This is a genomic window from Microbulbifer regidiadema (SeqCode), assembly GCF_052467605.1.
Genome location: NZ_CP174316.1, coordinates 3,674,932 through 3,697,926 on the forward strand (window position 1 = coordinate 3,674,932; position 22,995 = coordinate 3,697,926).

The 22,995-nt window shown below is 53.3% G+C and carries 23 protein-coding genes; 8 read left to right on the top strand and 15 right to left on the bottom strand.

All coding sequences use genetic code 11. The features are described 5' to 3' along the window. The first annotated feature begins 13 nt into the window (after positions 1 to 13). The 3 genes from ACJJIF_RS16610 to ACJJIF_RS16620 are packed head-to-tail and all read left to right on the top strand — an operon-like array spanning position 14 to position 3,716. Positions 14 to 811, top strand: a complete 798-nt coding sequence (locus ACJJIF_RS16610; RefSeq protein WP_444929437.1) for an enoyl-CoA hydratase/isomerase family protein — start codon at positions 14 to 16, stop codon at positions 809 to 811. A 5-nt stretch (positions 812 to 816) separates the two neighbouring features. Beyond that, positions 817 to 2,817, top strand: coding sequence for an acetyl/propionyl/methylcrotonyl-CoA carboxylase subunit alpha (locus ACJJIF_RS16615; protein WP_444929438.1), 2,001 nt, complete (start codon positions 817 to 819; stop codon positions 2,815 to 2,817). After that, complete coding sequence (locus tag ACJJIF_RS16620) at positions 2,817 to 3,716, top strand: hydroxymethylglutaryl-CoA lyase (RefSeq protein ID WP_444929439.1); 900 nt, start codon at positions 2,817 to 2,819, stop codon at positions 3,714 to 3,716. Before ACJJIF_RS16615 ends, ACJJIF_RS16620 begins: the two co-directional genes overlap by 1 nt. A gap of 87 nt (positions 3,717 to 3,803) precedes the next feature. Here ACJJIF_RS16620 and ACJJIF_RS16625 read toward each other — a convergent pair whose 3' ends face one another. From ACJJIF_RS16625 to ACJJIF_RS16645, 5 genes are all read right to left on the bottom strand, one after another. Further along, positions 3,804 to 4,256 (bottom strand): hypothetical protein, encoded by a 453-nt coding sequence (locus ACJJIF_RS16625; RefSeq protein WP_444929440.1) that lies wholly within the window; start codon positions 4,254 to 4,256, stop codon positions 3,804 to 3,806. A 15-nt stretch (positions 4,257 to 4,271) separates the two neighbouring features. After that, positions 4,272 to 4,703: an SDR family oxidoreductase gene (locus tag ACJJIF_RS16630; RefSeq protein WP_444929441.1), complete on the bottom strand. Its 432-nt coding sequence runs from the start codon at positions 4,701 to 4,703 to the stop codon at positions 4,272 to 4,274. A 2-nt stretch (positions 4,704 to 4,705) separates the two neighbouring features. Further along, positions 4,706 to 5,740, bottom strand: coding sequence for a Mut7-C RNAse domain-containing protein (locus ACJJIF_RS16635; RefSeq protein ID WP_444929442.1), 1,035 nt, complete (start codon positions 5,738 to 5,740; stop codon positions 4,706 to 4,708). Between the two features lie 308 nt (positions 5,741 to 6,048). Beyond that, the gene (locus ACJJIF_RS16640; RefSeq protein WP_444929443.1) at positions 6,049 to 6,333 is read right to left on the bottom strand and encodes a hypothetical protein; all 285 of its coding nucleotides are present in this window, start codon (positions 6,331 to 6,333) and stop codon (positions 6,049 to 6,051) included. Positions 6,334 to 6,830: 497 nt separating this feature from the next. Continuing rightward, positions 6,831 to 7,742 carry an SDR family NAD(P)-dependent oxidoreductase gene (locus tag ACJJIF_RS16645; protein ID WP_444929444.1) on the bottom strand — a complete coding sequence of 304 codons (912 nt, stop codon included), beginning with the start codon at positions 7,740 to 7,742 and terminating at the stop codon, positions 6,831 to 6,833. Positions 7,743 to 7,951: 209 nt separating this feature from the next. Here ACJJIF_RS16645 and ACJJIF_RS16650 point away from each other — a divergent pair, with 209 nt between their 5' ends. Genes ACJJIF_RS16650 through ACJJIF_RS16660 form a run of 3 tightly spaced genes read left to right on the top strand, consistent with a single transcriptional unit; the run spans position 7,952 to position 9,644 of the window. Continuing rightward, a complete protein-coding gene (locus ACJJIF_RS16650) occupies positions 7,952 to 8,383 on the top strand; it encodes a DUF4345 domain-containing protein (RefSeq protein WP_444929445.1) in 432 nt (143 codons plus the stop codon). A 22-nt stretch (positions 8,384 to 8,405) separates the two neighbouring features. Beyond that, positions 8,406 to 8,729, top strand: coding sequence for a DUF1330 domain-containing protein (locus tag ACJJIF_RS16655; RefSeq protein ID WP_444929446.1), 324 nt, complete (start codon positions 8,406 to 8,408; stop codon positions 8,727 to 8,729). Between the two features lie 60 nt (positions 8,730 to 8,789). Next, positions 8,790 to 9,644, top strand: coding sequence for an AraC family transcriptional regulator (locus ACJJIF_RS16660; protein WP_444929447.1), 855 nt, complete (start codon positions 8,790 to 8,792; stop codon positions 9,642 to 9,644). 24 nt (positions 9,645 to 9,668) lie between these two features. On the opposite strand, the gene ACJJIF_RS16665 is transcribed toward ACJJIF_RS16660, so the two are convergent. The 3 genes from ACJJIF_RS16665 to ACJJIF_RS16675 form a co-directional block, all read right to left on the bottom strand. Further along, on the bottom strand, positions 9,669 to 10,271 hold the full coding sequence (locus tag ACJJIF_RS16665; RefSeq protein ID WP_444929448.1) for a DUF1287 domain-containing protein: 603 nt from the start codon (positions 10,269 to 10,271) through the stop codon (positions 9,669 to 9,671). A 47-nt stretch (positions 10,272 to 10,318) separates the two neighbouring features. Then, a complete protein-coding gene (locus ACJJIF_RS16670; protein ID WP_444929449.1) occupies positions 10,319 to 11,257 on the bottom strand; it encodes an NADP-dependent oxidoreductase in 939 nt (312 codons plus the stop codon). 135 nt (positions 11,258 to 11,392) lie between these two features. Next, positions 11,393 to 11,779, bottom strand: coding sequence for a hypothetical protein (locus ACJJIF_RS16675; protein WP_444929450.1), 387 nt, complete (start codon positions 11,777 to 11,779; stop codon positions 11,393 to 11,395). A 687-nt stretch (positions 11,780 to 12,466) separates the two neighbouring features. Between ACJJIF_RS16675 and ACJJIF_RS16680 the strand changes: the two genes are divergently transcribed. Beyond that, positions 12,467 to 13,711 (top strand): DUF945 family protein, encoded by a 1,245-nt coding sequence (locus tag ACJJIF_RS16680; protein ID WP_444929451.1) that lies wholly within the window; start codon positions 12,467 to 12,469, stop codon positions 13,709 to 13,711. Positions 13,712 to 13,752: 41 nt separating this feature from the next. Here the strand turns inward: ACJJIF_RS16680 and ppc are convergent, their stop codons facing one another. From ppc to alaE, 5 genes are all read right to left on the bottom strand, one after another. Then, entirely contained in the window at positions 13,753 to 16,416 is a 2,664-nt protein-coding gene (gene ppc / locus ACJJIF_RS16685) for a phosphoenolpyruvate carboxylase (RefSeq protein ID WP_444929452.1), read from the bottom strand. Positions 16,417 to 16,664: 248 nt separating this feature from the next. Continuing rightward, positions 16,665 to 17,027 (bottom strand): DUF4870 family protein, encoded by a 363-nt coding sequence (locus ACJJIF_RS16690; protein ID WP_444929453.1) that lies wholly within the window; start codon positions 17,025 to 17,027, stop codon positions 16,665 to 16,667. Positions 17,028 to 17,192: 165 nt separating this feature from the next. Then, positions 17,193 to 18,344 (bottom strand): response regulator, encoded by a 1,152-nt coding sequence (locus tag ACJJIF_RS16695; protein ID WP_444929454.1) that lies wholly within the window; start codon positions 18,342 to 18,344, stop codon positions 17,193 to 17,195. A gap of 588 nt (positions 18,345 to 18,932) precedes the next feature. Then, the gene (locus ACJJIF_RS16700) at positions 18,933 to 19,634 is read right to left on the bottom strand and encodes an aspartate/glutamate racemase family protein (RefSeq protein WP_444929455.1); all 702 of its coding nucleotides are present in this window, start codon (positions 19,632 to 19,634) and stop codon (positions 18,933 to 18,935) included. Positions 19,635 to 19,674: 40 nt separating this feature from the next. Beyond that, entirely contained in the window at positions 19,675 to 20,205 is a 531-nt protein-coding gene (alaE, locus tag ACJJIF_RS16705; RefSeq protein WP_444929456.1) for an L-alanine exporter AlaE, read from the bottom strand. A 209-nt stretch (positions 20,206 to 20,414) separates the two neighbouring features. Here alaE and ACJJIF_RS16710 point away from each other — a divergent pair, with 209 nt between their 5' ends. After that, positions 20,415 to 20,951, top strand: a complete 537-nt coding sequence (locus tag ACJJIF_RS16710) for a PadR family transcriptional regulator (protein ID WP_444929457.1) — start codon at positions 20,415 to 20,417, stop codon at positions 20,949 to 20,951. A 45-nt stretch (positions 20,952 to 20,996) separates the two neighbouring features. Here ACJJIF_RS16710 and ACJJIF_RS16715 read toward each other — a convergent pair whose 3' ends face one another. Then, positions 20,997 to 22,142 carry a beta-ketoacyl-ACP synthase III gene (locus ACJJIF_RS16715; protein WP_444929458.1) on the bottom strand — a complete coding sequence of 382 codons (1,146 nt, stop codon included), beginning with the start codon at positions 22,140 to 22,142 and terminating at the stop codon, positions 20,997 to 20,999. 160 nt (positions 22,143 to 22,302) lie between these two features. Beyond that, on the bottom strand, positions 22,303 to 22,995 hold the full coding sequence (locus ACJJIF_RS16720; RefSeq protein ID WP_444929459.1) for a ComF family protein: 693 nt from the start codon (positions 22,993 to 22,995) through the stop codon (positions 22,303 to 22,305).

Genomic DNA, 22,995 nt, shown 5'->3' on the forward strand with positions numbered 1-22,995 from the left:
TCGAGGAATTACAATGAGCGATAAATTGCTGTGCGAAGTGGATAGCGAGGGCGTGGCCACGGTCACCCTGAACCGGCCGGAAATCCACAACGCTTTCGATGATGAACTGATTCACAAGCTGGCCACCACCTTTGACACCCTGGGGCAAAACCCCGCCGTGCGTGTGCTGGTGCTGGCTTCCAATGGCAAGAGCTTTTCTGCCGGAGCCGACCTCAACTGGATGAAGCGCATGGCGACTTATTCAGAAGAGGAAAACCGCCGCGACGCCGCCGCGCTGGCCGCCATGCTGTACAAGCTCGACACCTTCCCCGCCCCCACCATCGCGCGGGTGCAGGGTGCCGCATTTGGCGGCGCCGTGGGCCTGGTGAGCTGCTGCGATATGGCGGTGGCGTCTGAGCGCGCCAGCTTCTGTTTGTCTGAAGTCAAAATCGGCTTGCTGCCCGCCACCATCAGCCCCTATGTCATCAATGCGATCGGCACCCGCCACGCGCGCCGTTACTTTGTCACTGCGGAGCGCTTCTCCGCCGCACGCGCGGAACAGATCGGTTTGGTATCCGAAGTCTGTGCCGAGGCTGATCTGGACCTGCATGTACAGAAATTAGTGAATGCCATTGCCGACAATGGCCCTAAAGCAGTCGCCATGGCCAAGCAGCTGGCCATGTCCATGTCCAACCGGGTAATCAACGACGATTTACAGGGGCAGACCAGTGCGCTGATCGCCGCCGTGCGCGTATCGCCGGAGGGACAGGAAGGGTTGAGCGCGTTTTTGGAAAAGCGTGTGCCCAAATGGATGAATGGTAGCGAAGGATAATTTTTATGATTCGCAAACTGTTAATAGCCAATCGCGGTGAAATTGCCTGCCGTATTATCAAGACCGCGCGCCGCTTGGGGGTGGCCACTGTTGCTGTCTATTCCGATGCGGATGCCGACGCCCTGCACGTGCAGATAGCAGACGAAGCGGTATACCTGGGCCCGGCCCCGGCCAGGGACTCCTACCTGGATATCGACAAGGTTCTTGGCGCTGCCAAGCAGACCGGTGCCGATGCCATCCACCCCGGTTACGGCTTCCTGTCGGAAAATGCCGAGTTTTGCCGCGCCTGCGATAGCGCCGGCATTATTTTTGTCGGCCCGCCCACCGGTGCAATCGAGGCGATGGGTTCCAAGTCCGCCGCCAAGCGCATTATGGAGGAGGCCAATGTGCCCCTGGTGCCCGGTTACCACGGCACCAACCAAAATGAAGATCTGCTGGAGGGCCACGCCAATCGCATCGGTTACCCGGTACTGCTGAAGGCCGCTGCCGGCGGCGGCGGTAAGGGCATGCGTCGCGTCGACAGCGCCGCTGAATTCCAGCCGGCACTGTCTGCGGCCAAGCGCGAAGCCATGAATGCCTTTGGCGACGATATTATGTTGCTGGAGCGCTATGTGGTGAGTCCCCGCCATGTGGAAATCCAGGTGTTTTGTGATCAACAGGGCAACGGCGTCTACCTGTTTGAGCGGGACTGCTCGGTACAGCGCCGCCACCAAAAAGTGGTGGAAGAAGCGCCTGCGCCGGGTATGACCCCGGAGCTGCGCGCGCGTATGGGCGAAGCGGCCCTGCGCGCGGCCCACGCCATCGGCTATGTGGGAGCCGGCACAGTGGAATTCCTGCTGGATGCCAGCGGTGCCTTCTACTTTATGGAAATGAATACGCGTTTGCAGGTGGAGCACCCGGTTACAGAAATGATTTCCGGTCAGGACCTGGTGGCCTGGCAGCTGGCCGTTGCCGCTGGCGAGCCCCTGCCCATGAGCCAGGATGAGCTGCACATCAACGGTCACGCCATGGAAGTGCGTATCTACGCCGAAGACCCGGATAATGATTTCCTGCCGGCAACGGGCGTATTGGTGCGCCACCAGCCCCCGGTGGAAGGCGAGGGCGTGCGGGTGGATACCGGCGTGCAGAGTGGCGATGAAATCAGCGTGCATTACGACCCGATGATCGCCAAGCTAATCTGCCACGGCCGCACCCGCAAAGAGGCCCTGGCCAAACTGGACCGCGCACTGCGCGATTATCAGATCGCCGGCGTGCGCCACAATATCGAATTCCTGCGCCGGGTGATCAATCACCAGGCCTTTGCCAGCGGTTGTATTTCGACCCACTTTATCGAGGATTATGAAGCGGAAGTGCTGCATCAGGAGCAGACGCTGACACCACTGAAGTGCGCCGCCATTGCCGGATATTTACAGCAGCGTGAAGAGCGCGATCTGCGCAATAGCGCCCCGCAGCGGGACCCCTTCTCCCCCTGGCACTGCGGCGATAACTGGCGCAATGCCCTGGCCGGTAGTCGCGCCCAGACCGTCGACTATCGTGGCCAGCACGCGCAAATCCGCTTTGTCAGTGAGGGCGACGGCCTGCGCTGGACTTGCGCTGCCCTGCCTGAGGGGGAAAATAGCGGCGAGATTCGCCTGCTGCCGGGCCGCGATTTTATCCTGGTGAATGGCCGTCGTATGAGCTTTTCCAGCGTGGATACCCGCGACGGCGGTGCCGTATTTATCGATGGCACCCAGGTGGAATTTAAGTTGCTGCCACCGGATATCGGCGAGAGCAATGACCAGGCCCACGGCCTCGATGCCCCCATGAACGGCACCATTATTTCCCTGTTGGTAGCGCCCGGTTCGACGGTGGAAAAAGACCAGCCGCTGCTGGTGATGGAAGCCATGAAAATGGAACACACCCTGCGCGCTCCAGCCGCCGGCACCGTGCAGCAGTTCTTCTGCGCCGAAGGCGAACTGGTGGATGGCGGTAGCCTGCTGGTGGATTTCGCCGGGGAGGAGCAGTAATGACTTTGCCCAAGCAAGTTAAAATTGTCGAAGTTGGGCCCCGCGATGGCCTGCAAAATGAAAAGCAGCCTATCTCTGTGGAAACCCGTATCGCCCTGGTGGATAAGCTCAGCGCCAGTGGGCTGTCGGTGATTGAAGCCGGCAGTTTTGTCAGCCCCAAATGGGTACCGCAAATGGCCGCCAGCGAGGAAGTGCTGGCGGGTATCCAGCGCAAAGACGGTGTTATCTACAGTGCGCTCACGCCAAACTTAAAAGGCTATGAGCGCGCAGTGGCAGCCAAAGCCGATGAGGTCGCCGTATTCGGCGCGGCCTCAGAAGCCTTCACCCAGAAAAACATTAATTGCAGTATCGCCGAGAGTCTGGAGCGCTTCCGCCCACTGGTGGAAAAAGCCAAGCAAGACGGCATACCCGTGCGCGGATACGTATCCTGCGTACTCGGTTGCCCCTATGAAGGCGATATTGATCCGGCCAAAGTGGCAGAAGTCAGTGCCGCTCTATTGGAAATGGGTTGCTACGAAATCTCTCTCGGCGACACTATCGGTGTCGGCACCCCGGAAGCTGCCAAGCGTATGCTGGAGCAGGTGATGGCCCTCGTACCGGTGGAAAAGCTCGCGGTGCACTTCCACGATACCTACGGTCAGGCACTGGCTAATATCTATGCTGCCCTGCAAATGGGCGTCGCAGTAGTGGATTCCGCCGTAGCCGGCCTCGGCGGCTGCCCCTATGCCCGTGGCGCTTCCGGCAATGTTGCCAGTGAGGATGTACTCTATATGCTCAATGGTATGGGTATTGAAACCGGTGTGGATTTACAGTTGCTGGCAGAGGCTGGGAACTTTATTTCTGAACAGTTAGGGCGGGAGACCAATTCCCGTGTGGCTAAGGCTTTGGTGCCCTGTTGAGTGAGTAGTGGGCTCTCTCCAGGGTATGGATTTTTCCTGGAGAGAACCATTTAGAGCGTTTCAGAAAAATTCTTGTCGGTGCTAAATTTAAATAGGGTTGCCCATAGTAAGATTTAGTACCTCAAATCCACCTCTGTTGCCTTTCACTGATACAATAAATATTACATCCCCCTTAGTAAATTTACAGAGGATTTGATATTTATATATATGAGTGATGCCCTTGCCAGTAAATGAAATATGCTTTCTTATATCTAGCTCCTTGATCTCCTCAATGTTTATAAATTCACCTTGTTTCTCTCCCCAAGATATAATTTCTTCTCTTATTTCCTGATTTGTAGGCACAGGACCGTGAGACTTAGACCAGTGGGTCTCGAAGCTTTTTCGATCCAATTTTTGGAATGAAAATACCAAATCTTTAGCCCTATCCATAGCCATTTTTGGAGGATCAAAAGCTATAAAGTATGCTGTAATAGAGCCAAATAATAAAATTGACAGGGTAATAGCTCCTCGAGCTATCAGTTTTTTCAATTTAACTTTCAAAATACACCTTGTGGATTAAGTATGCTCAGTTATTTTCCATGTAGCCTGCTGGAATCGCCTGGCGGCATCACTGGTAAACCTTGTTGTGATCAATATTTCGGCGTCAATCCTAAGCAACTTAAGTGCAGTCGCAAAGCCAATTTTTATACGGCCTCCGGTTATTAGAGCGCGATAGCCTTGCATAGGGGCGCTATAACCTCTTTTACTGCTATTGAAATCAGCACAAGAAGGGCAAAGAGAGTGATAGATTTTTCCAATCTTTTGATATGGCTCTTTAAATATATAACACTTCTTTGGCTTGAAAAGAGTTCTAGTATTTTTTATTTTTAGCGGGAGCTTTTCCAGGTTTTGTCCTGTAGAGAGAAAGATCTGACTTTGCCGAACTATTTGTGTGCTGGCCAGAAGAAGTGAGTCATGGGCTTTTTGTTTTAGCTTCCTTGATAACATGCTTATACCTCCATTGCCTTAGAGAGCAATGCCTCCATTCTCTTAAAATGAGAGCCTGTCCAGTAAACTTGTTTGCATACTTGGCACTGGCTGAACTCTTTCTGCACCTCAAGAACGCTTGTAGGGACTTTGTCAATAATGCTTTCGGTCGCGACCTTTCCAATTTTACCATTACATTTTATGCAACGGCTAAATGGCTTAAAAGCTTGTGAAAGTTGATAGTGTTTTACTACTTCCAAAAACTGAGCCTCAGGATCTTGATTGCGCAGCCAGCGTCCATAGCTGACTTTCGCGTGTTTAAGTAGGCCTATATCCCTGGTCAGTAGTACGCAATCTTGCAGCGCTGCTACTTCTGCTAACAGCTTATCTCCCTGATCTTGTGGGTGATAAAGGGTGTCAAATCCAGCCATTCGAAGGTAGCGGGCAAGTGCCCCCAGGTGGACGTCTAATAAAAAAGTAAGCTTTGCTGGTTTACAAGCAAAATAGCTACCTGGCTTGCTGGGGAAAACTTCGATGTAGTCCTGGTCTCTGACAGGGGTGGTAAACTCAGAGAGGTCTCCATTGATACGAATACTGCCTATCTCGGTATGGGGAACACCTAGGGACTCAATGCAGTCTTTGACGCTGGGACTAGCGTCGAAGTGATAAGTTAGTGAATTGTTGTTGCTGGTAAAGTCCTGGCACTCACCGTAGAAACGAACTTCACTTTGATATAGAAGGGTATCCTTGTACTCTTTTAAATATCCATACCAAAGCCTGATAATCAATTGCTTTGACTGGGCTTGGTTCATTCTCCCGAGAGCAGCAAGCTTGGCTGACCACTCGGGTAGCTTCATTGTGACAGCTTTAGCATCTAGAGGCTTCTTATCACAGTGACTGTGTGATGCTATTTTTTGGAAGTGATGGTAGCTTTTATAACCGTATAGGCGACACAAAATTTCTCTTGTGTGAGAGGCTTTGGCGCCTGCGAAGGGCCAAAACTTGGTGGCAACCTTGACTTGCTGTTTAAGGGCCTGGCTTGATATAGAGTACAACATCTTATTTCTCAATCTTGCGATGAGCCCTTGTCCCACTCTATGGCATATCGCGGTTGATTACTTGAGAATAAGCTATTGATGAACTAACTTTGACTGGGAGTTCACTCTTCACGATCGATTGATCTGCTCTTGTGGGAAGAAAGGGCTGAAGCTACCTTGGAGTGATAATAATCAATCGTTATGCCTGATGTAAAGAGTAATTTAGCGGTTGTCAGTGTGAAGCTGTTAACAAGCTGCCGATGGTTCTAAGGCCCTCAAGCTGAAAGATGGTTATGTGGGCGGAGGATAACTTTGTAAGTTTCCCAGGGTTAATTTGCGTCGTTTCCATAGCCGATTGCCTCTATGTAATCTTCAATAATATCGCAGACCTTTTCTGCATCAACGGTCTTAATCGGCTGCCGAAGTACTAGGGTGTTATTTTGTGCGTCTTTGCTAATTTCAATGCACATAGAGTCAAGAAATAAAAGAATATCCTTTGCCTCACGTTTAGATTCAATGGAGTTTTTTTGTAGTATGTCTAAAACCTCTTGATTCGATAGTTTGCTGGCATAGTACGATATGATATCTTTAATCGGTTGGTGAATATTCTTCATAATTTTCCCCTGTCGTTTTTTGCTGGAAGTTGAGTTGATGAAATTAGCTTTAATTCAATAGATTTTTTCAGGTTTTTGAAAGCCATAAAGTGGTTTTTCGTAGCAGATTAAATCCTCTTGAAGGTCCAGGTATTTATCAACTTCAAGCTCGTCTGAGTCGATATCAAGCTTAATAAGGTCAATATATCCTTCCAGAGCTCAGTGTATAAATGAAATATCTTTATATGATAGTCTTCTAAAGTTACTTATGTCTTCCTCATTTGCGAGCCAGTTTCTACTATCTTATGCTGCATTCAGATCGAAATACGTAGTGGATGCGGTAAAACCTTTCAGAGGTTCCCTGATTTGAGTAGGCTTGCAAAAACCTAACGAACTTATCCACAGTTATCGGGTTTGGATGGAGACAAGGAAGGGGGGGGATTATTTAGGGTTAGGCGGGCACTCTCAGGTTGAGTTCAGGTAAGGCGCAGGGGTTCCCTACCTGATGGCACAGGGGATTAAATAAAGTGATTGATCGCCGTTTTGGCATTGTCCTGATAGGTTGGATTGTCCAGGTCTGGGAAAAGCTTCCGCTGTTCACCAATAGGGCCAGTTAATCCGCGTTCACTGCCGTAAAAGATACCCGTGCGGAAAGATGTATCCAGCAGGGCGTCGATATAGCGTTTGGCGCCCACTTCTACTTTGTGGACCTTGCCCAGTAGCAGCATAATCCGCATCATGCCCTTCATCATATATTGTTTGAATAATGACAGGGTATTAAAGCCCTCGGTGCCTACAGTCGCCCCGGGACTCATGGTTACGAAGCGGATATGAGGGAATTCCCGCGCCATGGAAGACATCCACAGGGCGCCCATATACTTTATCGGGCCGTAGGGTACTGTGGCATCTTTGCTACTGGCATAGAGCTGCCCTTCACAGATCTGCATAAACTCCTGCACAGAGGCGCTTTTCAGATCCGGTCTCTTCATGCCCATCTCCTTTACACCGCGAGCGGCTTCGGAGCCGGCGTAGATGGCGGCCTGGGTTAACTTGTTGGCTCTTAGCAATTCGTTAGTCAGGAGCACGTGCCCGAGTAGGTTGACGGCAAAAATTTGTGTGACTCCCTCGCGGGTTTTCTGATAAAACGCTTTACCTCCGGTACCGCCAGCATTCATAACCAGGGCATCAATCGGGGAGTTGAGGGTTTTAACCGCTTCTTTCACGGATTGTTGATCCGCAACATCAATAAGTAATACTTCGAAGATATTTCTGCCGGTCTCCGCTACCAGATCTGCTTGGGCTTCTTTGGCTTTCTGTAGATTGCGGCAGCCGAGGTAGATCTTGTTAATCTGCGGGTACTCTGCCAGTTGCCTGGCGCACTCCTTGCCTAAGCCCGCATTTGCTCCGGTAATCAATACGCTCTGAATCATCTTTCTGTCTCTGTAGATGTTGGGGATCGGTGTCCGGATATGGATGTGCCCGGCTGTTGGGGAGAAAGATAAGGGGTTAAGCGTCTTGGGTTTTGACATTTCTTGCTGTCTTTGTGATATCGCAAGAGCGCAAGAAATATCAAAAATAAGATCTCACCGGGCAATATGCTTAAGCCATCTCTTCAAACACGCTAAACAGGGCTGACATCATGAATCAGGTGAGTGCTACAGAAAGAAAAATTTTCCAGTTGCTAGTGGTGGCTCTGGCGCTAATCTGTTTTGTTCCGGGGGGAATCAGTGCCTTTGGCGGTCTCAATGGCAGTGCTGTTCTAAGTGGTAGCGCGATGATTTTTTCAGCGGATAGCCCCTTGCGGGGATTTGGGGATAATCAATACCGGTTTGCCTTTGGGGTTTTCTTTACGCAGGGTCTGGTTTTACTCTATTTTCTTCGAAATATTGAAAAAAATAAGGCGCTGTTTTATTTCGCGGCTTTGTCCCTGTTTATTGGCGGTCTGGGCCGATTAACCAATATCCTGGAGTTTGGACTGGTAGACGAGCAGGTACTGCCGCCGACGATTATCGAGCTTGCAATTGTTCCTCTGCTGGTTGTCTGGTACAGACGAGTTGCCTTGCAAAACTAGCGATGCTCTGGAGATTGTGATTATGTTACCAGTATTTCTACATGTAGAATCCTCGCCAGACCTGCAGGAAACACAGGCTTTACAGGCTTATCTAAGCAAAATCCCGGCGCTAATTCAGCGCTATGGTGGGGTTCCTATTGCCTCTTATGAGGTTGAGGAGGCGCTGGATGGGGGCGAGTCGGCACAGGGATTTGCCGTGTTGTCTTTTCCCGATCGAGCGGCGATCCATGCGCTCTTCAATGATACCGCCTATCGGGCACTGATTCCGCTGAGAGACAGGGCGTTTGCTCATTTACGTTTCTATATCACCAGTGAGCGGATTGAACTTCAAGCACAGGTCGAATAGGCAGAGCGGGACTCGAAAATCTCGCTTCCCCGGCGTAAACTGGCAAAAAAGGAGCCTCTTATGCAACGGTTTTTTAAAAGTATCAATTTCGTAGAGCAGCATCTATATGACAAAATTACCGTTCATGAAATTGCCGCTGCCTCTCATTATTCAACCTACCATTTCAGCCGAATTTTTAAAGCATTAGTGGGGGATTCGCCGAAAGAGTATTTGCGCAAGCGCCGCTTGACGGTCGCGGCAAAGAGGTTGCTGAGTGAGGATATAGGCATTCTTGAACTTGCGATGGAGTGTCAATTTGATTCCCAGGAAGCCTTTACGCGTGCATTTAAAGCTTTATTTAATGTAACTCCGGCGCAGTATCGCAAGCAGCAAGACCCTTTCCGGTTGCTGTATAAAGATCAATTTAGCCCGCATATGCTGCACTTTTTGCAAAACGAACTCTCTATGGAGCCACAAATTATTGCGCGCCCGGCGATGCAACTGGTGGGGGTAGCGCAGGAGTACGATCACGAAAATCTCAGCTTGCCAAAGCTCTGGTCTGCTTTTCGCCCCTACAGAGATCAGGTCCCCAACCGCATTGGCGATGAATCTTTTGGTATCTATGAGTGTTACGAGGAAGCCGGCAATGAAATTCGGTTTAATTATATCTGCTGTGCGCCAGTTGCCGACTTGACTCAAGTGCCCGAGGGAATGGTGGCCCGGGAACTACCGGAGCAACTCTATGCGAGGTTTATCCATCGCGGGTCAATCGACACCCTGGAACAGACCTTAAAGTATATCTGGGGAAGCTGGTTGCCAAAGTCTAATTATGACTATATCGAGAGACCGGACTTCGAGCTTTATCCACCTCAATACCAGGTTAGCAGCCCGACAGCGGAAATGTATCTGCATATTCCGGTCAAAGAGAGGCGCTGATCGCTGAGTAAAAACGCAATTTTCTCACTGTTCAGCCCTCTTGAGTACTTGATCAGCGCTGTAGCGATAATGCCCGGTAATTTGAAAGGAAAACAGCATATCTTCCAGCACTGGCCCAGCGCCTATATTGTGAGCAATTAAGTAACGATTGGGGTGTGATGAGGGTTTTGCAGTCACAATACCGATATGCGGCAGATTGCCGGGCAGTATCCAGGTAACAATATCTCCAGGCAGGTAATCCTCTGCTTTGGCAGTGATGGGGAGCGATAGCCCTTTGCGGGTAAAAAATGTTTGTAGGTTGGGTACGCGGCGGTGATCAATATTTTTATCCGGCTGGGAAAGCCCCCATATCCGCTTTGATGGATAGGCTTGGAAATGACTCGATATATCTTCGTGAACCTCTCTCTGTAGATCGATACCCAGCTTTCTGAATGAGCGGATTACTACATCGGTGCAAACACCGGTATCTGCCGGTACATCCCCATTTGGATAGGGAATAGAGACATAAGCTGGATCGTAGCGCACTTTGTGGTACGTCCGTTCCAGGGCCGCTTCGGCCAAGCTGAGATTTTGTGCGTAACTGGCGGCAGAAATCAGGGTACCCAAAAATAGAAATGTCCGTTTCACTAGGGCTCCAGTTTTTTTGAGTCTAGGTTGAAATCCTATACTATCGTTTATTTACCCTGCAACACATCAATGACTATTTTACCTTTGGCTCTTCCCTTATTTAGGTAGTCGAGTGCGGCTTGAGTTTCATGTATGGGGTAGACCCGATCAATAACCGGTTTTATAACTCCTTTCTCAAGTAATGAAGCAAGTTCTGCGAGTGTAGTGCCACTTGGCCATGAATAAACGAGTTGGAGGCGCTGCCTCATCCTTTCAATTAAGGTATCTAACTCTTTAGCTTTGACGGAGATTGATACTAATAGACCATGTTTGTTAAGAACTTTGGCAGAACTTTCTAATACTTCTCCGCCTAAAGAGTCGAGTACAAGGTCATACTCCTCGAGTAATTCCTCAAATTTTTCGGTTTTATAATTGATAACAGTATCGGCACCGAGCCGTTTGACTAATGTAAAGTTGGCATCACTGGTGGTTGTGGCTACGAAGGCGCCTATATATTTGGCAATTTGAATAGCGATAGTACCGACTCCGCCAGAGCCGGCATGAATAAGGACTTTTTGTCCTTTCTGTAACTTTCCCACTTCAACGAGAGATTGCCAGGCTGTTAAACCCACGAGAGGGAAAGCGGCACACTCATTGTTAGAAAGATTGCTGGGGCGGATAGCTGCGTCCATTGCTTTGATTGAAGTGTATTCGGCAATCGTACCCGCTTGATTTGTATCGGGGCGTGCAAATATCAGATCGCCAATTTTAAAATTTCTGACAGCGCTGCCAATTTCTACTACTGTCCCAGTAACATCGTACCCGACAATATGCGGCATTTTTACAGGCATTACATTTTGTAAAGCCCCCGATATTGCCCAGTTATCGAGGGGGTTGATACTGGCCGATTGAACCTTTACTAAAATACTATTTTTATCCGGTGAAGGTTTAGGCATCTCTGCAATTTCGATGGGGCTGCCATAAGACCTGATAATAGCGGCTTGCATATTTCATAGCTCTAAAATTAGAGGATTGATAGCTTTAGTGTGTTGAAAGACTTGCTAGTTTAGTAACTGTAAAAAAATAACGATTGAAAAAAGGGGCCCGAAGGCCCCTTGTAGCAGTAAATATAGCCACAATGGCTAGCGCAAGTTATTAATACACAGGTTGTATTCGCGGATATAAACTTTACCACCGACTGCGGGGTTAGCATTGGCCATATCTGCGGCGGAGTTCATGCACCCCTCTACCTGGTCTCTAGTCAGTCCCCAGGTTTTAGAGTGGGACTGTGAGCCCCGGACAGACATATCCTTGGGACGCTCGTAGTTGCGGATTGAGGTGGGGGGTTGAACCTGGTAGAAAAAACGGCCCTGCTCATTGAAAGCATAGAAATTATTGCCGCTTTGATAATAAGTCTTGCCGAGAATCTGTACGGGCTCAGCATTGGCTGGGAGGCTCGTCATGCGGTCGTCTGCAAAACTAAAACCTGCAAGCGAGCACAAGAGCACCATTGAAACAAGATAACGCATAATGCCTACTCCTTCTCCTAGTTTGGCCATAAGTCTACTCAATCCGGGGAGGGGTCCCAATGTGCGCTAATGGAAGTTTCGGTTGTGATAAAGGGATATTTTAAGACTCGATCGAGATAATGCCTGCTTATTCGATAGGGTTATTTTAATGGATGGTCTGAATGGCAATAAATATTCTATTCAGTGTTTTTTTTGTGGCACCCGGTGCTGTTTGTCGGGATAGGGAATAGGCTTATTGGTTTTCGGCCTATTCAGTTTTTATTTTCGGAAATTTACTCGAATAAAAATTCGGCCCGACTAAATTTTTATTCTGCACTATCTGTTTATCGCGCCTTCGGCTCAAGAGGTCGGCCCCAGGTTATCGATAAGTTTCAGGCGGCGGTCACTTATGTTGGCAATCTAGGAACTACCTATAGTGGGTTTACTGTCTGTAGCCATTTCACTGGCTAGTCAGCGTGGATATATGGCTGCTTAAATAGCTATTTTTCCTGATTGGGGCCGCCGTACAGCAAGTGGTTTTGCTGGCCCTGGCGGCGGAGTTTGCCCTGGGTCGGGTGGGAGAAACCGGGCCAAAACTTGTGTTCAATAGGGACCTGTAGGCTCCGCCAAGTAACCTGCCGTCTATCGCAGCCACTCGCTTGATAATCTGATAATATCGCTGCAAATCCCTTCGCTAGATGATTTTTTATGAAACTGCTGCGTTCACTTCTCTTTGTTGTGCTTGCCCTAATGGTGATATCTGCGCTGGCCGCGCCGGGTTTTATCGGTCCCAAGGTAGAGGAGATCTGGAAGCAGCAGTTGGGCCGCTTGCAGGGGGGCAGCTCCACCGCCTATGAGCGCGGTTGGTTTGGCGCTGAGACCAATACCGAGGTCGCCCTGCCGGATGGCACTACCCAGCTCAGCACAGAGATTCACCACGGGCCGCTGCTGCTGACCTCCAAGGGGCCGCGCCTGGGTGTGGTTTACACCGAGACCCGCCTGGCGCTGGATCAGCTACAGCCCGAGCTGCGCACTCAACTGGAATCCATTTACGGCGCCTTGCAGGCGAGCCCGGTGGTCCTGGAAACCCTGGTGACCGCCGATAACCGCGTGCTGAATACCCTGCGCCTGGACCCTTTTCAGAATATCGGCCCCTTTGGCGAGCTGACCTTTGACGGCGGGGAGATCGCCGTATCTACCGATTACAGCGGTGCGGTGCTGAACGGTATGGTGGAATTGGGAAGCCTGCGCCAAATCCGTGAGGGTATCGAGGTACTGTTTACCGAGCCCTTAGAGGGCGAATTTGAATATACGCCCGGCGAGGGCGGTAGTGCGGAGCTGCGTTTATCGCTGCTGCGGGCGGAGTCGGATTCCGGGCCGGTTCAATTGCGCGATATCAGCCTGGACCTGACCCTGGAAGAGTTGGCCGCTCAGACCTTAAAAGTAATCAGTGACCTGAACTTGCCCACGGTCGAGTCGGCGACACCGATTACCTCTGTGCGCCAGCAGATGACCCTGCCGAGAATTAACACCGCAGACCTGGGGCACTACCTGCGCCTACTGCTGCCGGCGCCCGAGCGGGATTGGGTTCGTGAAATGAGTCGACCGCTGCGCCTGGAGCAACAGCTGGCGATTCAATCCCGCAATGGCCCGGTGCTGGTGGATGCGGATATCGACTGGCGCGGCATGCGCAAGCCCTCGCGCCGAGGTCGCAGTGAGATCGACCAGTGGCTCAAACCGTTGGTGGGCAGCATGACACTAAGCGCGGCTGAGCAGGCGCTTTTGCAGTCGCCGCTGATGGGCCAGGCAATGCTTTTGCGGGATTATGGTCTGCTGATTGAAGACAGCGGTGAGTTGCAGATGTATCTCAAGGTCAATCGCGGCCAACTGGAGGTGAATGGCGAGCAGCTGCCGGCGGACCTGTTTGTGATGGCCCTGACCGGTAGGTTCTAATCGATGAGTGGCGAGCGGCTGCATTGCAGCCGCTCGACCTGCTAGCCGGTATTGCGCATACCCGCCGCAATTCCCGCAATAGTGACCATCAGCGCACTCTCCAACAGCGCATCACTCTCCCGCTCTCGCAAGCGCGCCATCAGCTCGGCCTGCAACAGGTGCAGTGGGTCGGTGTAGGGGTCGCGTACGCGGATGGACCAGTGCATCACGGGGTTGTTATCCAATAGGCTCTCCCGCCCGCTCAGCTGCTGTAAAGCCTCGACCGTATGGGCGAGTCGCTCGCGCAAATTGGCACCGAGGTGGATAAGCTCTGCATCCTTGGTGAGCCGCTCTTCATACCAGGAGGCGACGCGGGGATCGGCTTTGGCCAATACCATTTCGAGCATATCCACAACCCCCTGGAAAAAGGGCCACTGATGGCTCATATCCCGCAGGATATCGGTTTCATCCGCCTGCTTAAGGGCATTTTCCAGCGCGGCACCGGTACCCAGCCAGGCCGGCAGCATCAGCCGTATCTGGGTCCAGGCAAAAACCCAGGGAATAGCCCGCAGCGATTCGACCCCGCCGCCGGGTTTGCGCCTCGCCGGGCGGCTGCCCAGGGCCAGGCGGCTCAACTCGGTTTCGGGGGTGACTGTGCGCAGGTAAGCCACCAGGGCGGGGTCATCCTGCACGACTTCGCGGTAGTGGCTGACCGAGACCTCGGTGAGCCGCTCCATTTCCGCGCGCCACTCGGGACGCGGCTCCGCCGGAGGCATTAGGGTCGCCTCCAGAGTTGCGGCGACATATTGCTCCAGGTTGTAGGCGGCCACGGAGGGGCGGCCGTACTTGAAGCGAATCATCTCGCCCTGCTCGGTGACGCGAATGCGCCCGGCTACCGATCCCGGCGGCTGTGACAGCAGGGCCATACGGGTCGGTGAGCCGCCCCGGGATATGGAGCCGCCCCGGCCGTGAAAAAGGGTCAGGGGGATGCCGTGGTTGCGGAATATCCCGGTGAGGGCCTCCTGGGTGCGGTACTGGGCCCAGGCGGCCCCCAGGAAGCCGGCGTCCTTGGCGGAGTCGGAGTAGCCGATCATCACCTCCTGGCCATCGAGCACCCGCTGCTTGTACTGGGGAATATTCAGCAGAGTGCTCATAGTGGCGGCGGCGCCGTCCAGATCGTCGAGGGTCTCAAACAGCGGGACCACCCGCATCGGCTCCTGTACCCCGGCAATTTTTTGCAGCAGCATTACGGCGAGAACATCGGAGGGGGTGGTTGCCATAGAGATCACGTAGGCCCCCAACCCCTCGGGGCCCTGTTCGGCAATGACCTGGCAGGTCTGTAGCACCTCACTCACTTCTGCGTCACAAAAGTCACTGCGGTAGAAATTCTCGCCTACCAGTGGGCGGCGGCTGTCCAGTTCGGATACCAGGAACTCCAGCTTCTCTTCTTCGCTCCAGCTGCTGTAATTGCCCATGCCCAGATAGCGGCTAATGGCATCCAGGGCGTCGGCGTGGCGGGTGGATTCCTGGCGTATATCTAAACGCAGCAGGGTGATGCCAAAGCAGTTGAGCCGCCTCAAGGTGTCTTTGAGCTGGCCCTCGGCGATAGCAGAGAGGCCCACAGCGCGCAGGGAGCGGTCGATCAGGTGCAGCTCGTCGGCGAGCTGCTCAGTGCGGGTAAAATCGCGTCCACAAGGCTCTGTGCGCCCGTCGATACGGGCCTCCATTTTTTCCCGGGTGACTTTGAGGCGGTCGCGAACCTGGCGCAGCACCAAGCGGTAGGGTTCGTGGCTGGGGCCGGTGCGCTGCAACAACTCTTCACTGGCGCGGTGCATGGACAGATCCGCGAGCAGACTTTCCACATCGCGCAGGTAGAGGTCGGCGGCCATCCAGCGGGCCAGGTGCAGGACCTCCCCGGTGACACTGGCGGTGACATTGGGGTTGCCGTCCCGGTCTCCCCCCATCCAGGAGGCGAAGTGGATGGGAACCCAGTCCACCGGCAGGGGCGGCAGCTTGGCCAGGGCGAGCTCGCTATCAATCGCCCGCATACTTTTGGGGACGGCCTGCCACAGGGATTGCTCGATGGTGGCAAAGCCCCACTTGGCCTCGTCAACCGGGGTGGGCCTGGAGCGGCGGATCTCATCGGTGCTCCAGGCGGATAGAATCTGCTCCTGTAGGTGGCGGCGCAAGTCCTGGGACTCCTCGCTGGTCAGATCGGGGCTGTCCAGTGTGTTGAGTAGATCTGCGACCCGGTCGTATTTGCGGATGAGGGTGCGGCGCGTCACTTCGGTGGGGTGGGCGGTGAGGACCAGCTCGACAGAGAGCGCTTGCAGGGTGCTGTGGATTTCCTCGGCGGACTTGCCCGCATTGCTCAGCTCCGTCAGTACCTGGCGCAGGCCGCGATCGGTATCGGGGTCCCCGGGAAAGCGCTGGTGCTGGCGGTGTAGCCGCTCGCGGTGGCGCTGCTCGGCAATATTGGCCAGGTTGAGAAACTGGCTGAAAGCTCGGGCGACTTCCAATAGGGTCGCATCGTCCAGGGGATCGAGAAGCTCCCGCAAGTGGTCCGCCTGCATCGCCCCTTTGCTGCGGCTTTCCACCGCAGCCTGGCGAATATTTTCAACGGTATTAAATAGTGGCTCGCCAACTTGGTTGCGCAGTACTGTGCCGAGTTCTTCTCCCAGCAGGCGTACGTCTTCCCGCAGCGGGGCGTTCTGGTCCTGGCTCACGAATTATTTCTCCCTGTTTGCAACGCGGTGAAAGTCAATCGGAGGGACATAGTCGCACACTTTGTTGCGAAGCATACAATGTTGCAGTTGCAACGGTTGCTAAAACCGAACGGCTAATATCGCTGTGTTAATTTTTGGCGGGAGTATCTGGGGTGGGTTAAAAATTCGCGGGGAATAAAGGATAAATCGAACCGCACAGGGGTTGTTCAGGGCCCGTAAAAAACCGGGCCCGAATAACTTATTTTTTATCAGTAGTAGTCGTAGGCGGGGCGCCGGTCTGCCAGGGTTAACCAGCCGCGAATTACCCGATAAATCACCCACACCCAGTTAACGGCGAGAATGAGGTAGCCCAAACCAAAGATCCACCAAGTCAGAGAGCCAATAACAGTCCACAGCAGCCAGAACCAAAAGGTGCGAATTTGCCAGCGGAAATGTGACTCGGCCAGGGTGCCGCGCACATCGCTGAGCTTAAAGTAATTGATTAATACCCCAACAAAAAATGGTACGGCGGTAAATAAGCTGATCGCCTGAATCAAATAAACCATGATGGCCAAATCGCGCCCACTTTGTTCACGCGTTTCCCGGCTGCGTTTGGGATAATACTCTGACATAACGTTTTTCTCTCTGCTATTCACCCCAATATAGTGTGGTGCAAATAGTGCTTTTCAACTTGGCTGCGCCGGGATGGCTTATTTGTGCGGTGGGTTGTTGGGCGATTGACATTGAATAAGCACCCCGCAGGGTGCTGTCTCGATATGGCGGCACAGCGTGGGAAACTATTTCAGCGCCCACTCCGTGTGAACATTGCGCTCGCGCCAGGCCTTCAGCTGGCGCACGGATTCGCGCATAAGTTGCAGCAGCTCGGTGCGCTGCTGGCGACAGTGCTCTCTCTCACTATCGATAGGGAGGTTGGCGGCGAGGGTGCGCAGGCGGCCCGCTATGGTTTCGAGGCCGACCTCCAGGGCCGAGCGGGCCAGCTGTTGCGCCTGCTGCTCCGCATCCAGCCAGTGGCGCCCGGTAATCGCGCTGGTGAGAGAGGTGATATGTTTGGGCAGGTTGGTAGTACGCTCGTTGAGTAACTCGGCAAATGTCTGGTGATCTAGCGTATCGCGCAGGCGAAATAGGGTGCCGGTATTCAGCAGGCGAGTGGGTTTCGCCCCCCGGGGCGCACCGCCTCCCTGGTTGCGGCGCATCGCCCAGCTGAGTAGTTGCATCAGCGGGCGGTCGCCGACCGGGTGGGTGAGTACACCGGTAAATCCCCGGGCCTGGTAGCGCTCTTTATCCCCGGCTCTGGCGTTTTGCAGCAGGGCAAAAATGGGTAATTCGGTACCGCGCTCCCGGCGGATTTCCCGCACGGCTTCGACACCGTCCATTAATGGAAGATAGGTATCGGTCAAAATAAGGTCGAATTGCCGTTGCAGCGCAGCACTGCTGCCGTCGATTCCGTTGCACTCTCTCTGTACTTTATGGCCCATGGTTTCCAGGGTGGACTGAAGGGAGTCGTGTTTGTTGTTTTCAATCAGCAATACGGACAGCTGCTTGCTGGGGCTGGGGTTGTCCTTGAGGGGGGGGCTTTCTACGCTTTCGGTATTGCCGCCCCGGTGTAAATCATTGAGGGATTTAAGCGCACTGTTGAGTTGTCTTTTTCCCATCTCAACCAGGGCGCGGGTATTTTTGTCTTTACTGCGGGTCAATAAATTTAAAGTGCCGAGGAGTGTATCCAGGGGAGACTGTAAATGATGGCGGGTAATGGTGAGGAGATCGGATTTCTCCTGGTGCAATTTCTCCAGCTCAGAGCGCGTCTCGAACAGCTGTTTCTCCAGAGCGGTAAATTCGCTGTTGCGGCTGTGAAATTGCTGGAAAAGTTTGCTGTTTTCCTTGCTTAAGTTTCTGAGCCGATTGCTGCTTTCGCGATCTAATTGTCGCAACTTAACATGGCTATTTATTGCAAACGCACAAATAAGTAATAGAAGTACGCTGAGTATTAACAGCCAAAATAGTGAAACCTGACTTTTTAGTGAGCCGATAACATCGGCTTGTACAGTACTCGATAAAAATACTGAAGCCAATATCAAAAAGCCGAGGCATATGGCACGTAATAATACGTGACGGGAGGGGATTCCCGCAGACACAGTGGTTTTTATCATCCTTATAACCAATGTTGTTTAAAGTGGACTAAATCCTGAAATCCACAAGGGCTTTATACGATTTGTTTTAATAAATACCTAAACACATCACAGATTTTGATACTGCAATAAGGCTGCTTTTGGTACAAGAGAAATTTTTTTCCTGCCTGGGGGGTTAGCGTGGCGTCTAAATGATTGTGCCAGTGTGAAATTTGCCTGCCGGCCCCATTTGTCCTGCGCTCGGCTTTATTTTGGGGTTAATGGATTGGGGCGGGATTTAGTGATTGCAGCGGATTACAGTAATGGATCTAGTGGCAATTTATTGGACTGGATGTGTAATTTGGCGACAGCTCGAAATAAATTGTGCCGGGCTGTCGCTAAAAAATAATTTTAGGCGGCCTGCGGAATGCGTTCCTGTAGCAGTTGCAGCATGCGTTCAGAGGGTAGGAACAGGCGGATACCGTCGCAGTGCGCGAGTAATTCCCGATAAAAATAATCGAAATGGGTGCAACCCAAAATCAGGATTTGCACGCCACTTTTTACCAGGGCTGCGACCAAGTCGTCGAGGGCGTGTTGGCGAACGATCATTTCTGCGCCAAGGCCGTCTTCGATATCTTCCACAATTTGCAGATTGCCAATACCGATAACCTTGGCTGTCGTATTGCGCTCGAGTATCTCCCGCTCGATATTGGCGCAGCTCTGGCAGTTGGCGGCGAGCAGGCCAAAGTTGCGATAGCGCTGGGTCAGTTCTGCGTACACCTCGAGCGGGGATACGACCTCGATAGGGGAGGCCGCCTTTACCGCAGCCATATCCACAGCACCGGAAAGTGAGTTGCAATAGATCATGGCGGCTTCGGCACCGGCCTGGTAGAGCTGCTCAATGGCTGCGATCAGTTGCTGGGTGAGGGCGTCGCGCTCCAGTGCCTGTAATTGGGTCTGGGCCTGGGGGGAGGAGGATAGGGACAGGCCCACTCCGCGAAGCTGGCGCGCGGCGAGGAAGTCCAGGCCGAAGCGGGTATCTGTCGGGGTGCCAGCGACCACGCCAACGGTCATGGAACTGTTTTCAATGGCGTTATCGGTCAACACAGTCATGTTCCTTTCTCGTATTGCTCAATCGAGTATCGGTAACCCCTCAGGCAGCCCGTTTGCTCCACAGGGGGACCAGCGTATTAATCCACACTCGGCGCACCCAGTCGAGATAAATTCCATAGGGCCGCCCCAGTGAGCCGGCGATCAGTATAAAAGTGATGCTGGCGGTGGCAATTTCGTCCCAGCTGGCACCGCTGAGGCGCATGTTGAGCATGTATAGAGGGAACTGGAAGCTGAGGAATACGAAGGTGTCTACCAGGTAGTTATTGATAAAGCCGCCGCCGCCGAAGCGATTGACTACCCAGTTGCGATACAGGCTGAACGGGCGGGCGATAAAGGTATTGAATACCAGGGCCATCAGGCGAACTTTCAGGTGTTCGTTCCAGCTCATACCGGCCAGGACCAGTTCGATGGGGATCGCCACAGCCCAAGAGAAGCTGTTCATGGCGAAGACGTCCAGTACAAAGTCCCAGCGGCGCGCACCAGAAGCCTTTTCCTCGGGGGCATCTGGACTGGATGGAGATAGTGCGGGCGCAGACATGGAGCAAACAACCTCGTAGACAGTGGCCGCCATAACGACTTTGGCGACAGGCCGGCGATTATATCTCCAATTTGCATAAAAGCTAGCCTCATATCTCGACTGACAGTTTCCGTCGATACGTTTGTCCTACTATTTGATTGTTTGTTAATTTAATTATCTCGATACAAAAATGGGGGCGCTGGCCACCAGCACTTGGCTGCGGTTAGTATGCAACTCTTTGCATAAGATGAGTTGGAGTTTTCATGTCCCTGCGCTTTGCCGTTCTCACTTTGCTGGATATTGAGCCCGGCAGCGGTTACGACCTTAAGCGGCGCTTTGAGCGCAGTGTGTCGCATTTCTGGAGTGCCAGTCACCAGCAGATGTATCGCGAGCTGCACAAGCTGCACGAGGAGGGGCTGCTGGACTGCGAGGAGCAGCCGCAGGCGGGTAAGCCGGACAAAAAAGTCTACAGCCTCACCGACCTGGGGCGCGCCGAGCTGCGAGACTGGGTTATACAGCCCAGCGCACCGCAGAAAATCCGCGAGCCCTTTCTGGTGCGGATGTTTGCCGGTCACAACCTGAGCCGGTGTGAAATGCGCGCTGCCCTGGAGGCACAGCTGCGCGAGCATCGCAGCTCCCTGGAAAACTACCAGGAGCAAAATGAGCGGGTGCTAAAAAGTGAGGTGGCGTTGCAGGAGCGCTACTGGCTGGCACACCAGACCCTGCTGCTGGGGATTGAGGCGGAAAAGACCTGGATCAACTGGGCCGAGAATCTGCTCAAAGAGCTCGATACCCCTTAAAAAAAAACCGGGCATGGCCCGGTTTTTTTAGGCGGGTGCAACCGCTCAGATCGCGACTTTTTCCACCACCAGGCTGCCGATAGAGTAGCCGGCGCCAAAGGAGCAGATAATGCCCCGGTCGCCCACCTGCAAGTCATCGCTGTGTAAGTTAAAGGCGATAACCGAGCCGGCGCTCGCGGTGTTGGCATAGCGGTCCAGCACGATAGGCGCGCGCTCGATACTGGCGTCGTCACCCATCAGTTTCTTGGCAATCAGGTTGTTCATATTGATATTGGCTTGGTGCAGCCAGTAGCGGCGCACACTGCCGGGGGCGGTGTCGGTCTCCTGCAAGTGGGCCTCAATATGTGCCGCCGCCATAGGGCAGACCTCTTTAAACACCTTGCGGCCATTCTGGCGGAATAACTTGCCGGGACCGAAGGGGTCCACATCGGCGGCGCGGGCGGCGTAACCAAAGTTGGAGCGAATATTGTTGGAGTAAACAGTTTTTGCTTTGGTGCTGAGAATCTCCCAGGCGCTGTCGACAGTACAGGTCTCACGGCGCTCGATCACGCTGGCTACGGCCACGTCACCAAAGATAAAGTGGCTGTCGCGGTCGGTGAAGTCCACTTGCGGGGAGGCCAGCTCGGCGTTGATCACCAGTACGGTTTTGGCGGAACCCGAGCAGATCGCATCCACGGCGCGCTGGAGTGAGAAGGTGGCGGAGGAGCAGGCCACCTCCATATCAAAGGCAAACCCGTCGATGCCCAGCGCTCCCTGAATTTCGATCGCGATAGCCGGATAGGCGCGCTGCATATAGGAGGCGCCGACAATTACCATGTCGATATCGGAAGCCTGTTTGCCGGCTTTTGCCAGGGCCAGTTTAGCGGCTTTCAGGCCCATCTCGGCTTGCAGGCACAGCTCGTCATCGGCGCGCTCGGGAAGAAAGGGGCGCATCCGCTGCGGGTCGAGAATACCATCGCGGGTGACTACATAGCGGCTCTTGATACCGGAGGCCTTCTCGATAAATTCTGCTGAGGAGAAGGGTTTTGCAGAGCGTTCACCGGCTTCGATCTCTTGCGCGTGCTCAAGATTGTACTGCTCGGCATGGGCGTTGTAGGCCTCTACCAACTCTTCATTGCTAATAGATTCCGGTGGGGTCCACAGACCTGTGCCACTGATGACGATGCCCCGTGGCAATTTGTATTCACTCATCGCTGAATTCCTGGCCCGCGACATCAGATATGCGGGCAATTTAGTCGCTATTTAGAACCTTAGCAGTGCTGGCTGGTGAGGGATTGAGGTGCCAGGACGGCAAGGCAGCTTATTGTGACGCTAGTGTGACCGCTGTTCTATTTGTAGTCGCGCCGAACAGTCATGGTGTTCTGGCCAAAACGAATGCACTAACCTTTTTAGCCCCGGCGTCGAGCAGTCGCTCAGTGATGGCCTCCAGGGTCGCGCCTGTGGTGACAACATCGTCTACCAAGCCGATATGAGCACCCTGAATCTGCCCGTGTACGGCGAAACTTTCCGACAGGTTTTTTTGTCGCTGGTTGCGGTTGAGTTGGGACTGGGTTTGGGTCGATGTGGTTTTGCGCAGTAGGCGCAGCGCTACCGGCAGGCGCCAGTCCTCTCCCAGCCCGCTGGCGATAAGTTGGGCCTGGTTGTAGCCGCGCTGCCAGTAGCGGCGCCAGTGCAGGGGAACCGGGGTGAGGAGATCCGGCGCCTCCCGGGGAGGCCCCAGTTGGCGGGCGGCCAGCTGGATCAGGCTGTGCCCGGCGGCCAGGTCCCGGTGGTATTTAAAGCGCTGAATTAAATGGTTGATGGGGTAGGCATACTGCCAGGCAGCTGTGATTTTTGTGCAGGCGGGAGGCCTCTGTAAGCAGCTCGCACAGATGCTATTTCTTGCCGCCGCTACGGGCAGGGCGCAGTGGCGGCAGCCATTGCCGAGCAGCGGTAGCTCTGCGGTGCAGGCGGAGCAGATGCCGCTCTCTCCCGAGGTCCCGCCACACAGTAGGCAGCGGGCCAAACTCGGGGCCAGTTTTTGCCGGAAAAACTTGTAAACCAT